The 12,747-nt window shown below is 47.9% G+C and carries 12 protein-coding genes and 1 pseudogene; 9 read left to right on the forward strand and 4 right to left on the reverse strand.

Translation table 11 applies throughout. The features are described 5' to 3' along the window. The first annotated feature begins 15 nt into the window (after positions 1-15). The 6 genes from EYR25_RS06820 to EYR25_RS06845 all read left to right on the forward strand — a co-directional run bounded on the left by EYR25_RS06820 (position 16) and on the right by EYR25_RS06845 (position 6,892). Complete coding sequence (locus EYR25_RS06820) at positions 16-1,029, forward strand: XdhC family protein (protein WP_133178939.1); 1,014 nt, start codon at positions 16-18, stop codon at positions 1,027-1,029. Further along, positions 1,029-1,715 carry a nucleotidyltransferase family protein gene (locus tag EYR25_RS06825; protein WP_133182766.1) on the forward strand — a complete coding sequence of 229 codons (687 nt, stop codon included), beginning with the start codon at positions 1,029-1,031 and terminating at the stop codon, positions 1,713-1,715. The genes EYR25_RS06820 and EYR25_RS06825 overlap by 1 nt, the downstream gene beginning before the upstream one ends. Before the next feature lie 3 nt (positions 1,716-1,718). Then, the gene (locus EYR25_RS06830) at positions 1,719-2,216 is read left to right on the forward strand and encodes a (2Fe-2S)-binding protein (RefSeq protein WP_011625802.1); all 498 of its coding nucleotides are present in this window, start codon (positions 1,719-1,721) and stop codon (positions 2,214-2,216) included. Between the two features lies 1 nt (position 2,217). Then, a complete protein-coding gene (locus EYR25_RS06835) occupies positions 2,218-4,464 on the forward strand; it encodes a xanthine dehydrogenase family protein molybdopterin-binding subunit (protein ID WP_133178940.1) in 2,247 nt (748 codons plus the stop codon). Between the two features lie 368 nt (positions 4,465-4,832). After that, positions 4,833-5,324: a DUF1097 domain-containing protein gene (locus EYR25_RS06840; protein ID WP_039978432.1), complete on the forward strand. Its 492-nt coding sequence runs from the start codon at positions 4,833-4,835 to the stop codon at positions 5,322-5,324. Positions 5,325-5,437: 113 nt separating this feature from the next. After that, a complete protein-coding gene (locus tag EYR25_RS06845) occupies positions 5,438-6,892 on the forward strand; it encodes a methyl-accepting chemotaxis protein (protein WP_133178941.1) in 1,455 nt (484 codons plus the stop codon). Positions 6,893-7,499: 607 nt separating this feature from the next. On the opposite strand, the gene EYR25_RS06850 is transcribed toward EYR25_RS06845, so the two are convergent. Continuing rightward, the gene (locus EYR25_RS06850) at positions 7,500-7,682 is read right to left on the reverse strand and encodes a hypothetical protein (RefSeq protein WP_133178942.1); all 183 of its coding nucleotides are present in this window, start codon (positions 7,680-7,682) and stop codon (positions 7,500-7,502) included. 196 nt (positions 7,683-7,878) lie between these two features. Between EYR25_RS06850 and EYR25_RS06855 the strand changes: the two are divergent. From EYR25_RS06855 to EYR25_RS06865, 3 genes and pseudogenes are all read left to right on the forward strand, one after another. After that, positions 7,879-8,025, forward strand: a pseudogene (locus tag EYR25_RS06855) (transposase); the annotation flags it as partial. Positions 8,026-8,150: 125 nt separating this feature from the next. Then, entirely contained in the window at positions 8,151-9,128 is a 978-nt protein-coding gene (locus EYR25_RS06860; RefSeq protein ID WP_133178943.1) for a transposase, read from the forward strand. Positions 9,129-9,570: 442 nt separating this feature from the next. Further along, positions 9,571-9,948 carry a hypothetical protein gene (locus EYR25_RS06865; RefSeq protein WP_133178944.1) on the forward strand — a complete coding sequence of 126 codons (378 nt, stop codon included), beginning with the start codon at positions 9,571-9,573 and terminating at the stop codon, positions 9,946-9,948. A gap of 1,015 nt (positions 9,949-10,963) precedes the next feature. On the opposite strand, the gene xthA is transcribed toward EYR25_RS06865, so the two are convergent. The 3 genes from xthA to EYR25_RS06880 are packed head-to-tail and all read right to left on the reverse strand — an operon-like array spanning position 10,964 to position 12,620. Continuing rightward, on the reverse strand, positions 10,964-11,776 hold the full coding sequence (gene xthA, locus EYR25_RS06870; protein WP_099458346.1) for an exodeoxyribonuclease III: 813 nt from the start codon (positions 11,774-11,776) through the stop codon (positions 10,964-10,966). After that, positions 11,776-12,075: a YciI family protein gene (locus EYR25_RS06875; protein ID WP_011072939.1), complete on the reverse strand. Its 300-nt coding sequence runs from the start codon at positions 12,073-12,075 to the stop codon at positions 11,776-11,778. Before EYR25_RS06875 ends, xthA begins: the two co-directional genes overlap by 1 nt. Further along, positions 12,075-12,620 carry a septation protein A gene (locus EYR25_RS06880; protein ID WP_133178945.1) on the reverse strand — a complete coding sequence of 182 codons (546 nt, stop codon included), beginning with the start codon at positions 12,618-12,620 and terminating at the stop codon, positions 12,075-12,077. The genes EYR25_RS06875 and EYR25_RS06880 overlap by 1 nt, the downstream gene beginning before the upstream one ends. Positions 12,621-12,747 lie beyond the last annotated feature (127 nt).

Raw genomic sequence — 12,747 nt, forward strand, 5'->3', positions numbered from 1 at the left:
ACGGAGCTTAGGTCGATGGATCACCAAATTGAAGACTTATTAGAGCATTGGTTGCCCTTAGCCGATGATGCATGGGTGCTGGCGGTGATCACTCATATTCAAGGCTCGTCCTACCGTAAACCCGGTGCCATGATGCTGTTCCATGAATTTGGTCAAGGCGCCGGGATATTAAGTGGTGGCTGCTTAGAGGCGGATCTGCGTCGCCATGCCCAAAATGCCATGCAGTCACAACAGATTACTTGTGTTACCTACGATGCGACCGATGAGTCCGATGCCAGCTACCGCTTAGGTTGTGGCGGTAAAGTCGATATCATGTTGATCCCACTACTAAAAGAAAATCACGATCTAGGACTTGTCGAAGTGGCAAAAGCGCTGCGTAAGAGGCAATCAGGGTTTTATCAATTGTCTCTAGCACCTGCGGGCAGTGATGCTCGCAGTTACTCGGCGCAGTTTTATTCGGTGGATAACGCACCTTTTCCAACGGCAGATTTTGCAAAATCAGGGATATTCAGCGCCCCCGAAGGGGATACGTTAATCATTCCCTTAAGACCGCGATTTCATTTAGGGATTTTTGGCGGTGGAATTGATGTCCAGCCAGTGGCGGCGATTGCCCACAGTTTAGGTTGGCAGGTAAGCGTGTTTGATACTCGCACCGCATATGCGCGAACTGCCGATTTCCCCCACGCCCATATCGTTAAGCAAAGTCTTGATGAGGTCGAAGGGCTTATCGCACAGTTGGACTGCGCTGTTGTGATGCACCACAACCTGAACTTGGATGCCGCAGCGCTCAAGGCCATTCAAGCTTTTGATCTTAAATATGTTGCGCTCTTAGGGCCCGCCCATCGGCGGGACAAAGTGCTGGCGATGGCCGACCTCAGTACGGATTCGTTTAGCGGTTATTTCTCGGCGCCCGCGGGGCTAGCCCTTGGTGGTGAGTTACCTAGCGCCATTGCCTTGAGCATTTTAGCCCAATGCCATGGGGTGCTACACGGCGCGCCATGTTCAACCCTCGATGGGATCATGCCCTAATGCAGAGCCGCCAACGCTTGTTAATTGCCGTGCTGGCCGCGGGTGAGAGCCGGCGATTTCAGGGTGTTAAATTGGCGCAGCCATTATCCACGCCAGCGAATGAAGGGCGAGGGCAAAGCATCTTACAACGGCATATTGACCGTCTGGTTCGTTTTACCTCGGCGCCATTGGTAATGGGTGCATCCAATCAAGTCAGTGCTTCGCTGCTGGTGGTGCTCGGTGCCCATGCTAACGAGCTGCTTTCTCAACTTGAGGCTCTTGGGGCGAATCAATTCACGCTACTGCATAATGCCGACTGGCAGACTGGCTTGTCATCGTCACTGCGAGTTGCGGCGGACTATGCAAAAGCGCAGCAGTATGATGGCATGCTACTCACCTTAGCGGATCAGGTTGCGCTGACATTTGAAGACTATCGGCAGTTGATTGAGACTTGGCAAACCAGTCAGCAATCTGTGGCCGCGCTTTATAAACACGAAGCAGGCAAGTTGGATGAATTAGGCGCCCCTGCTATTTTTAATGCCTCAATACTCGATTTATTAACGGATTTGACCGGCGATCGCGGCGCCAAATCCATATTAAAACAACTGGCAAATGTGGGTGAGTTAGTGGCTGTTCCCTTACCCCATGCCGCGATTGATATTGATACTAAAGCCGATCTTGCGTCGTGGTTGGCACTTAAGGAGTGAGTTATGGCAATACCATCCTCGGAGGCGGCAAAGGACCAGAGTCTTGCGATGCCTTCCCAAAACCTGACCATTAACGGCAGATCTTTTACCTTAAATGCGGATCCGAATATGCCTATCCTCTGGGCATTACGGGATATTTTAGGCTTAACGGGCACTAAATATGGCTGCGGTGCAGGGCTTTGCGGCGCCTGTACTGTGCATTTAGATGGTCAGCCTGTGCGCGCCTGTTTAACCAGCGTATCCCAGGCGCAAGGCAAACAACTGACCACGATTGAAGGGCTGGATAATCAAAAGCTTAAAAATGCTTGGGCCGAACACAATGTGCCTCAGTGTGGTTATTGTCAGGCCGGGCAACTAATGTCGGCGGCGGCCTTAGTCACTCAGCATCCCAAACCGTCGGCGGAGCAAATCGATGCTGCCATGTCGGGTAATTTGTGTCGCTGCGGTACCTATCCTCGGATAAAAGCGGCGCTGCAAAGCTATGCCAAACAGGAGGGCTAAGATGAGTACATTCACCGCAGTTGAAAATATCAGTCGCCGCGATGTGTTAAAACTCTTCGGCGCCGTCGGAGGCGGCCTCGCTCTTGGGGCGAGTGGTCTCAGTTGGAGTCCCATGGCATTGGCGCAGGATCAGCAGGCGCGGCTCAATCTGTTTATCGCCATCGGTGAGGATGACAAGGTTTATTTGACCTGCCACCGCTCCGAAATGGGTCAGGGGATCCGCACGGGGATTTTACAAATCTTGGCCGAAGAGCTGGAGGCCGATTGGGATAAAATTGTGCCTATTCAAGGACTCGCCGATAAACGCTACGCCAGCCAAAATACCGATGGCAGCCGCAGTATCCGCGAAAACTATGACCGCATGCGTGAGATGGGCGCGATGGCTCGAACCATGCTTGAGCAAGCCGCCGCAGCCCGCTGGAAAGTCCCCGTGAGTGAGGTGCAGGCCAAAGATCATCAAGTGCTACATGCCAAATCAGGCCGTGCTGCGCGCTTTGGCGAATTAGCCCTAGATGCGGCGGGATTACCACTGCCTGCGGCCGATTCGCTACGATTAAAGGCGGTTAAGGATTTCAAGCAAATTGGAACTTCGCGTCAGATAGTCGATATGCAGGCCATGCTCACGGGCAAGGCCATCTATGGCTATGATATCCAAGTGGATAACATGCTTTATGCCAGCATTATGCGCCCACCCGTATTGGGGAGCGATGTGGCAAGTCTTGACGATAGTGCGGCGCGCAAAGTAGCGGGGGTGGTCGATGTGTACCGTTTACCAACGTCCAAGGGGGCTCCCGCTTTTCAAGCCTTAGGCGGCGTAGCTGTGGTGGCGACAAACACTTGGAGTGCGCTGCAGGGACGTAAAGCTTTACAAGTAAGCTGGACTCCGTCTGCCAACAGCAGCCACGATTCTAAAACTTACCTGAAAGAGCTGGTGGATAAGGTACAAGCCCTAGGCAAGGTGGTGCGTCAAGTTGGGGATGAGGTCAAAGCATGGCCGAAGGATGATACCCTCAAGGCGATTTATACCGTGCCTTATCTTATCCATTCCTCCATAGAGCCGCCCGTGGCCACCGCCAATGTGACCGATAAGGGCTGTGAAATTTGGGCATCGACACAAACACCGCAGAGTACCCAGCAAAATGTGGCAGCTGCCTTAGGTATTGCCGAAGATGCGGTGAAAGTGAATGTGACGCTACTGGGCGGTGGCTTTGGACGTAAGTCCAAACCGGATTTCAGTGTGGAGGCGGCGCTACTCTCCAAGCAATTTAAACGGCCGGTGAAGGTGAGTTGGAGCCGTGAGGATGAGATCCAAAACGGTTATTATCATGCTATCAGTGCCCAGTGTTATCAGGCCTTGTTCGATGCCAATAACAAACCCACAGCGCTACTGGCGCGTACGGGCTTCCCGTCGATCAGCTCCACCTTTGCCGAGGGCGTTGAGTATCCATCCGGCGGTGAGTTGGACTTAGGTTTTGTCGATGTGCCCTTTGCCCTGGCAAATTTACGCTACGAGGCCGTTAAGGCCAGCGCCCATAGCCGTATCGGTTGGATGCGCTCGGTATGTAACATTCAACATGGGTTTGGCGTGGGCAGTTTTGTCGATGAAATGGCCCATAAAGCTAAGTTATCTTGTCCCGATATGTGGCGTAGCTTACTGGGTCAAGCGAGGCGAGAGACCTTTGAGAACCAAGGCTTTAAATATGGCAACTATGGCGAAGACTTAACTCGTCACCCCGTTGATGTCGGCCGTTACCTCAAGGTGATTGAGGTGGTTGAACAAGCTCAGGCCAAGGCGCCTAAAGCGGGTAAGAATCAAGGTTGGGGCTTTGCGGTGCACCGCAGTTTTGTGAGTGTGGTGGCGGTGGCAATGCGGGTAGAAGTCGGCGAGGACAAACAGCTTAAAGTGCTGAATGCCATTGCTGCGATTGATGCTGGCACTGTGGTTAACCCCGACAGGGTGAAAGCGCAGACCGAAGGCGCGATAGTCTTTGGCTTAAGCTTGGCGCTTATGGGGGAGATCAGTTACCAACAGGGTAAGGTGATGCAGTCTAACTTCCATGATTATCCGCTTCTACGTTTACCCCAAGTGCCAGAGATGGAGATCATCATTATCGACTCGGATGCACCGCCTGCGGGTGTGGGGGAGCCAGGCGTACCGCCTGTGGCACCTAGCCTGACCAATGCGATATTTGCCGCAACAGGCCTTAGGATCCGCGATCTGCCAGTTAATAAACAGTTAAAGGTGTGATGCTGTAAACCACACCTGAGTGAGCAAAAAAGCGCCTAATAAGCGCTTTTTTCGTTTTTTTACCACAAATAAATTGCTTGTTTGTAAATTTACGGGCATTAATGCCGAAAATTAGCAATAGATCAGGTTTTTGTTACCAGAATAGAGGTAATTTAACCAATATGTTTACTCAAGTGACCTAAGGTATGCGGACTCGCGTACACATTCATTTGAATCGGTTCCTAGTCGGCCTGTGAGTCAATTTTCGATTGCAGATCCCTACTAAAAATTGATCGACACGGAAGTGAAGGGCGCTATAACACCATAATACAGCCGCACCTTAAGCGCATTTGAGTATTTACTTCCGTGAAAACAATAAAGGGGTCATCATGGAAAATCGTTGGCAAGTCGCTATTTCGGCGGGGCTATTAGCCTCTGTCTGGTGTGGTATCGCAGATGCCTTTCATCTCGTTACTTGGATTGGCTTTTTAGGTTGTAGCACGTTTTTTGCTCAGCCTAAGGCGGGTTTTCAAGGCGTGATGATGGCGTGGTGCACCAATCTCTCCGGTGTGTTTTGGGCTTGGCTCATTATCAGCGGTAGCAGTTTCTTCGTATCGCCTGTGGCGGGTTATCTGTTTACGGGTATCGCGACCTCGGCAATGTGCCTACAAGCCAGTTATCAAAAACTCAGTTTTATTCCCGGTGCCTTTATTGGCTGTTGTATTACCTTTGCCATGGCAGGGGATGTCGCCAATATTGTGCCGCCCTTAGTATTGGGCGCCCTGTTAGGTTTTTGTATGAGCTTATTGACGGCGCAGTTAATCACCCTTCGTCAAAAATGGTCAGCATCTACAGGTTCTGAAATCGCCAGTGCCGATTAATTTTCTTTCACTGTCATGTGCGGATGTGTCTGTGCGGTAATAAAGTGATGGAATAGATGAGCTATAATGCTGATTTAGTACCCGATAGCCTTTAGATCTTAGGAAATATCAAGATGAAACAAATCCAGTTTCGTACCATTGATGCCATATTGATCAAATTCAGTCTCAACGGAAAATTTTGGATTGTCTGTTCTATGGTGGCGTTAATCACGGCTACCATTGCACTTATCAATTACCAACATGCTCACCGCAACCTCGAAGCCGCCTCTCTGGCTCGGGTACAGGCGACTGTTGATGCCTTTGCCCAAGTCGCGAATGCGCAAAAATTGCAGGGTGATGCCCTGTCACAGTTTGCCCGTGACAATGGTTTAAGTGTTGTCACTCGCCAAGCAGAGGCGCAGCGCCAAAGGGTTAATGTGACCGCCAGCGCCAGCGTGGGATCAAGCGGCGCACTTGAGCTGTCGCAAAATGTTGCCCAATGGGAAAGCGACGGTCGCAGCGATGCCAACTTAATGTTTTGGCTCGCGTTAATCGGTTTATTGCCCTTATTCCAACTAAGCTATTGGATTTCAACCTCCCTCGGCGGTGGTCTGTGGGATATGTACATGGCAATCAAACGCTTAGCCGATGGCGACTTAAGCTTCAGATTAAACTTTTTCGGTACCGATGACTTCAGCTTAATCGCCCGCGAAATTGACCGCTGCGCCGATAATATGAGCGAAATGGTAAGCGCTATCCGCAATAATGCCCAGACGCTCTCCCTTGCCGCCGATGAGTTTAATCAGCAGGCTAAAATCAGCGGTGAGTTAATTGGTGCTCAGCATCAATTTTTAGACTCAGTGGCTGTTGCCATGGCGCAGATGACTTCGGCGATTGAAGAAGTGTCGGTCAATGCCAGTAACACCTCGCTACAGACCAAAGATAACGCCAGCCAAATGAGTACCAGCCAAGGACGAATTAGCCATACGGTGGACAGTATTGGTCAACTCTCAACCAAGATTGGTGCGGCCTTTTCATCGGTAGAACAACTATCTAAGGATGCGGCGGCTATCGATGCGGTGGTGACTACCATCAACAGTATTTCCGAGCAGACCAATTTGCTGGCGCTGAATGCGGCGATTGAAGCGGCCCGTGCGGGTGAGCAAGGTCGAGGTTTTGCGGTGGTTGCCGATGAAGTGCGTACCTTAGCGGGACGCACCCAGCAGGCAACAGTAGAGATCCAAGCGATGATCGAAGGCTTACAATCGGGTACTCGTCAGCTTTCCAATATCACCACCGAGATTGTGGACCGCGCCGATGAAGGCCGTAGCGCCATTATTGCCGTGGGCGATGATGTTGAAGGGATGGCGCAATCGGTTAATGCCGTATTCGATATGAGTAGCCAGATTGCCGCATCGGCGGAAGAGCAGAGCGTCGCCGCCCGTGATATTGCTGGCCAACTCAATGAGATCCGTCATCAATCCGATACCATTAAACAAACGGCGCAGCGCAGTGTCACCCTAGCGCATGATTTGCAACATGCCTCGGTTCAGCTTGAAGGCATTTTAAAGCAGTATCGAACCAGCTAAGCGATTGCTTTATGTGGATTAGGTTTATGAATCCTCATTAGTTTGGAAGCTTAACGCTCTATCTTTTGGCGAAGCGTAATAGCTAAAAAATGGCGGTTACATGATGTAACCGCCATTTTTATATTCTTAAAATTAGGCAATATCGTTCATTTGTTTAACTGTAAATTGACTGTACATTTGGCCAAAAACTTATACTCACAGTCGTTTTGCTATTCAAAGGTAATAGGGCGAGTAACGTTGTCGAGACATAAAGCTAAAGGCTCACGTGCGACCTTGAGGTTATGTCAGCCTCAACTTTTTTCTAATGCCTTAGCTCGATTATGCTCTCCAGCAACTTTTGATGAAGCTCATCCAAGCTACTTTGGCCTGTGCAGGTTGTAGAAGAACAGAAAGTGCATTATGTTGTTGAGCTAAAATGGATGGCCGGATTTTTCTATAAAATGAAGAAATTTATATCTCTAATCAGAGGGAAGGGAATTAACTATTTTTCGTATTTTTTATTAATCATTTTGATGACAATCATCGGAGCCAAGTCATTTATCAGGCCTATATACTTAACTTTTACTGATTTTAACTCGATAACAGAAAAATGTGACGATCTTTATCTTTACATTTTTAGTTTTGGTTTCTGCTCGTTTGCATTTGGGTTAGGAGGAATGACTGTTTCATTAGTCAAATTATTCGCTAATTGGTCAAAACTAGGTAATCCTTCTTTGATTGCTGAAATTAAGGAGTACATTTTTATGGGTAGTGCAGTTGTGATTGGAGCACTATTGGTTTTGTTACTCATGTATTTTCAGTAATTTCCACCAATTTTAATGGACAGAGCATAAGAATAGAAGCCATTAACTCTGGGCATAAAGCCTTCATGACCCAGCGAGAGTAAAATTGGGTAAAGTTGTGGGTAAAGTTGGACACCCAACTTTAATAGCGCGGTAGCTAACCTCCGACTATGCTTTGGTTAAGCATTGAACAAGGAGGTTTGTATGCCGCGCCCTCGCAGAACTCAGATAAGCCTTGAAGACACACCCTATTACCATTGCTGTAGCCGCGTTGTTCGGCGGGCATTTTTATGTGGTGATGATAGTTACTCGGGTAAAAACTATGACCATCGCCGAGTAAAGTTGGACACCCAGCCTTAATAGCGCGGAAGTAAACCTCCTACTATGCTTTCGAGTAAAGTTGGACACCCAGCCTTAATAGCGCGGAAGTAAACCTCCTACTATGCTTTGGTTAAGCATTGAACAAGGAGGTTTGTATGCCGCGCCCTCGCAGAACTCAGATAAGTCTTGAAGACACGCCCTATTACCATTGCTGTAGCCGCGTGGTTCGGCGAGCATTTTTATGTGGTGATGATAGTTACTCGGGTAAAAACTATGACCATCGCCGTGGTTGGGTAGAATCGCTACTGTTTGAACTTGCTGCTGTTTTTGCTATTGATGTAGCTGCTTATGCGGTGATGTCTAATCATCTGCATGTGGTGCTGCGAGTCGATATCGAGACGGCAAATCGTTGGACTGACCGCGAAGTGCTTGAGCAGTGGCATAAGTTGTTTAAAGGCGATGAGTTAACGCAAAAATTCGCTAAAGGTGAGTTGGTTCAAGCCCATCAGGTCAACCGATTAAAGCATTCAATCGCCCTTTATCGCAGTCGATTATGTGATATCTCATGGTTTATGCGCTGCCTCAACGAACCGATTGCAAGGCAAGCAAATCAAGAAGATAACTGTACAGGTCGCTTCTGGGAAGGGCGGTTTAAATCCCAAGCTCTACTCGATGAAGCTGCGGTATTAGCCTGTATGACTTACGTTGATTTGAATCCGATTCGAGCGCAACTTGCTGATACACCAGAACAATCCGACCATACCAGTATTCAACTGCGTATTAGGGCCGCATTAAAAGGTGAGCAGCCAAGCAATCTCCTGCCGTTTATTGGTAACGAGTGCGACGACCAACCCAATGGCATTGCGTTTTCATTAAAAGATTACCTTCAATTGGTGGATGATACCGGCCGAATTATTCGCAACGATAAACGTGGATACATCAGCGAAAGTAGCGCCAAGATACTGAACAGATTAAATATCCCCCATGACAATTGGCTCAAGCTGACAACCGAATTTGGCAAGTTATTTCATGGCCCTGTAGGCACATTGCAAGAGCTGACCGATTACTGCGAACACTTAGAAAAGCGACGACGGCATTTTGCGGCAAGCTGTCAGCACTTTCACTGCAATTGACAACGGCTTATATCACTTCAAATGCCCCATCCAGAACACTTCCCAAGCGCTATGGGATGACTTACCTCGTCTGAAATGCTCCATTTTTTAAGGAATTAGCGTAATTTTTGCCTTAGATGCTCTCCCCACGATTGTTGATGGCCCCTATTTAAACCATTTTAACTCGGACAAGTTGTAGGCAAACATAAAGTGCATTATGTTATTGATTTATATTGGATGGCCGGATTTATTACTTTTAAACCATTTTAACTCGGACAAGTTGTAGGCAAACATAAAGTGCATTATGTTATTGATTTATAATGGGTGGCCGGATTTATTCGATTCAAAGCACTCCATCGAGAGAATTTGTTACTGAGATCGGGAGATAGTTATGAGATTTATAAGGTTAGTATTAATAGCTGTGTTCTATCTATTATCTGTAAAAGTAAATGCAGGTAATATTATGTTATATGCCAACGAACGTTGTTTCGATGGCCTTTGTTCCGTGTCTGTTATTCATTTAATGGCTAATGCTGATAAATATGAAAAAAAGAAGGTTGAAGTAGTTGGAATTGCTGATTTTAGCGATCCTAAAAAAGGTGCAATATATTTTGACGAGGGGTCATATAAACACAAGATTTATGAGCATTCCGTTTCTGTTGAATTAGATACACCTAAAATGGCGGCGTTGCTGAGGAAAGAACCTGACTTTTTTCAAGGTAAATATGTCTATATTGATGGAGTGTATCTGGCTAATTTAGGTCAGCACAATGGCGATAATGGTGGTATTTATGACGTGGAATCAATTTCAATCATTGGCTTGAAAGGAAGCGAGAGGTAACTATTACAGGCGTGGGTAGCCATACCACTTTATAGCTACTGGCCCCATTTTCATGGGCTTTTTCTTGCCTGAAACCGGGTAAATCGACCAGCAGCCTGGGCAGTGCTGACCGGTAGAAGTTGTCCGTGCTTGCCAGCAGGGCGGGCAGTTTGGTCCAGCGCTGCCAAATGGTGGCACTGGCGCAATTGAGCGCTTCCGCTGTTCACAAGTGATCACTTCTACTGTTTTGAGTTGCTCAGCCTGCTGCGGGTTTTGACCAAATGAGTTTTGGAGATCACTCGCTTAAGTTCATGCAAAGAAAATGGATGGCTTGTTTATCGGGTTTAATACTAACGTTCAATAATCGCCTTACAAATATTAATCCGAAACCAATGAATTAGAGTAAAAAATCTAGCAAGGTTTTGTCCCATTTTCTTTTTACGTACATATCGCAAATGGCTAGTTAAAATTGGCATTGGGGCACCAGTGACCGTTGGCGACATGGATGTCGCCGTCGAGCCTATAGGGATATATTCACGGCGAGTCACTGGGGAAACAATGACAATAAACTCCATAAATAGATAAAAAGGTTAATCGCTTTTATCCCAAAGCATGCTACGTATTTCTTTAAAGCAAACAGACTTCGCCGATGCTAAACAGGTGAGCCATGGCAATTAGCGAGACGACCGTCCGCCCCATGGCTGCTCTTTGGCATCCATGCCATCAAGGCATTCGTGAATCCATTCACATCAGACGAGCAGCCCTGCATCTACGGATGGACTTGAACAACATCCCTGTTTAAAGGCCTGTTTGCCATCTGATAGGCAGGACGCCTGAATGTCGTGCAATGCAGGGACGCATGAGAACGACCATGGCTCTCGTTCATAAGCTTAGAAACCCTAGGTTTCTATTCACCGTGTCGTCGAGCGAATATCATGGCTCGCCTATGAAGCCTGTACTTAAAGTACTCACTCCAAACAAAAACATCGGCTTAGGCCGATGTTTTTATATCCATTAAAGAATTCACCCAAGCGAGTTAGGCTTCTTTAAAGGTGCTCCAAATTGGCGCATGATCTGAGGGTTTATCGATACCGCGCAGATCGTAATCGACGTCGGATTCGACTAAACGCGCAGCCAGTGACGGCGTCGCTAAGATCACATCGATGCGAAGGCCGCGGTTATCATCGAAGCCTTTGCTGCGGTAATCGAACCATGAATAACGCTCGCTGCGGTCGGGGTGCAGTTGACGGAAGGTATCCACTAATCCCCAATCTTGCAGGGTTTTGAGCCATTCACGCTCTTCGGGTTGGAAGCTGCATTTTCCGGTTTTTAGCCAACGTTTGCGGTTGACTTCACCAATGCCGATATCCAAATCGATGGGCGAAATATTGATATCCCCAATGATGGCGATATCTTCATCATTGCTATGATTAGCGTGCAAATGCGCCATTAAGTCCTGATAAAACTTCCGCTTAGCAGGATACTTTGTCGGATGGTCAATGCTTTCGCCCTGAGGGAAATAACCATTCAGCACTGTTAGCGGACGGCCATTTGCCTGAGCAAATGTGCCGATAATCATACGGCGCTGGGCATCTTCTTCATCGGTTGCAAACCCCTTTTGCACCTTAAGTGGGGCGACTTTGGAGAGCATGGCTACGCCATAGTGTGCCTTGCCACCGTGGTAATGCACGTGATAGCCCATGGCTTCGACTTCGGCGAGCGGGAAGGCTTCATCGTGCACTTTGGTTTCTTGCAGGCCGATAATATCGGGCTGATGGCTGTCGATTAACGCTTGCAATTGATGCAGGCGAGAACGCAATCCATTGATATTGAAAGAAACGATTTTCATTAAGGGAGAACTCGTTTAAAGGGTTTAACCACAACGCTTTGATATACGCCCGCAGCGAAGTAAGGATCGGCATCTGCCCAGGCTTGAGCCGTGGCTAACGAATCGAAATCCGCAACCACTAATGAGCCGCTAAAACCCGCATCGCCTGGGTTTTCGCTATCGATAGCTGGGTGTGGACCCGCAACAAGTAAGCGACCTTCATCGGCCAGTTCCTGTAAGCGTGCTAAATGCGCAGGGCGCGCCGCTAAACGTTTTTCTAAGCTGTTCTCAACATCTTGAGCTGAAATCATATACCACATTATTTGAGTTCCTTGCGTTGATCTTCGGGAAGATGTTTGTAAAGGTAAAAGACGGTGATAACGGTATTAATCAGGGTTAAGGCGGTGAGGCCAAACACTTTAAAGTTCACCCAAGTTTCTAATGGCAGTCTAAAGGCGACATAGATATTAACTAGGCCACAGATGGCAAAAAAGCTCACCCAGTACCAAGTTACGTGTGCCCAAATCTTATCGGCCACCTTCATCTCTTTACCCAACATGGACTTTAAAATCGACTTGTTGAGTAGCTGGCTCACACCAAGGGCTAGGGCAAATAAAGCATAAATAATAGTGACTTTCCACTTGATAAAGGCATCGTCATGGAACACTAAGGTGAGGGTGCCAAACACTGTCACCATAGCGAAGGTAATAAGGTGCATCTTCTCCAATTTTTTGTACAGCGCATAGGTCACGACTAATTGCAGTGCGTTGGCTGCGATTAAGGCGCCACTGGCGATATAAATATCGAAAAATTTATAGACGGCAAAAAAGATAATGAGGGGCAGAAAATCAAGCAGTTGTTTCATAAATAATCGTGTTAAGAAGACGTGGGCTTGAGTGTAGCACGGGGGGCTAGAGGGAAAAAGCCGTGAAAGGTGACCGATTGCTAACTGTTGCATGAAAGCGGCGCGAACGGCTGTTGCAATCCATGTT

This window comes from Shewanella decolorationis, from assembly GCF_004354305.1.
Lineage (GTDB): Bacteria > Pseudomonadota > Gammaproteobacteria > Enterobacterales > Shewanellaceae > Shewanella > Shewanella decolorationis.

Coding starts and splice junctions, on each gene's coding strand:
- EYR25_RS06820 (WP_133178939.1), top strand. CDS start 16: ATGGATCACCAAATTGAAGACTTATTAGAGCATTGGTTGCCCTTAGCC.
- EYR25_RS06825 (WP_133182766.1), top strand. CDS start 1,029: ATGCAGAGCCGCCAACGCTTGTTAATTGCCGTGCTGGCCGCGGGTGAG.
- EYR25_RS06830 (WP_011625802.1), top strand. CDS start 1,719: ATGGCAATACCATCCTCGGAGGCGGCAAAGGACCAGAGTCTTGCGATG.
- EYR25_RS06835 (WP_133178940.1), top strand. CDS start 2,218: ATGAGTACATTCACCGCAGTTGAAAATATCAGTCGCCGCGATGTGTTA.
- EYR25_RS06840 (WP_039978432.1), top strand. CDS start 4,833: ATGGAAAATCGTTGGCAAGTCGCTATTTCGGCGGGGCTATTAGCCTCT.
- EYR25_RS06845 (WP_133178941.1), top strand. CDS start 5,438: ATGAAACAAATCCAGTTTCGTACCATTGATGCCATATTGATCAAATTC.
- EYR25_RS06850 (WP_133178942.1), bottom strand. CDS start 7,682: ATGAGTAACAAAACCAATAGTGCTCCAATCACAACTGCACTACCCATA.
- EYR25_RS06860 (WP_133178943.1), top strand. CDS start 8,151: ATGCCGCGCCCTCGCAGAACTCAGATAAGTCTTGAAGACACGCCCTAT.
- EYR25_RS06865 (WP_133178944.1), top strand. CDS start 9,571: ATGTTATATGCCAACGAACGTTGTTTCGATGGCCTTTGTTCCGTGTCT.
- xthA (WP_099458346.1), bottom strand. CDS start 11,776: ATGAAAATCGTTTCTTTCAATATCAATGGATTGCGTTCTCGCCTGCAT.
- EYR25_RS06875 (WP_011072939.1), bottom strand. CDS start 12,075: ATGTGGTATATGATTTCAGCTCAAGATGTTGAGAACAGCTTAGAAAAA.
- EYR25_RS06880 (WP_133178945.1), bottom strand. CDS start 12,620: ATGAAACAACTGCTTGATTTTCTGCCCCTCATTATCTTTTTTGCCGTC.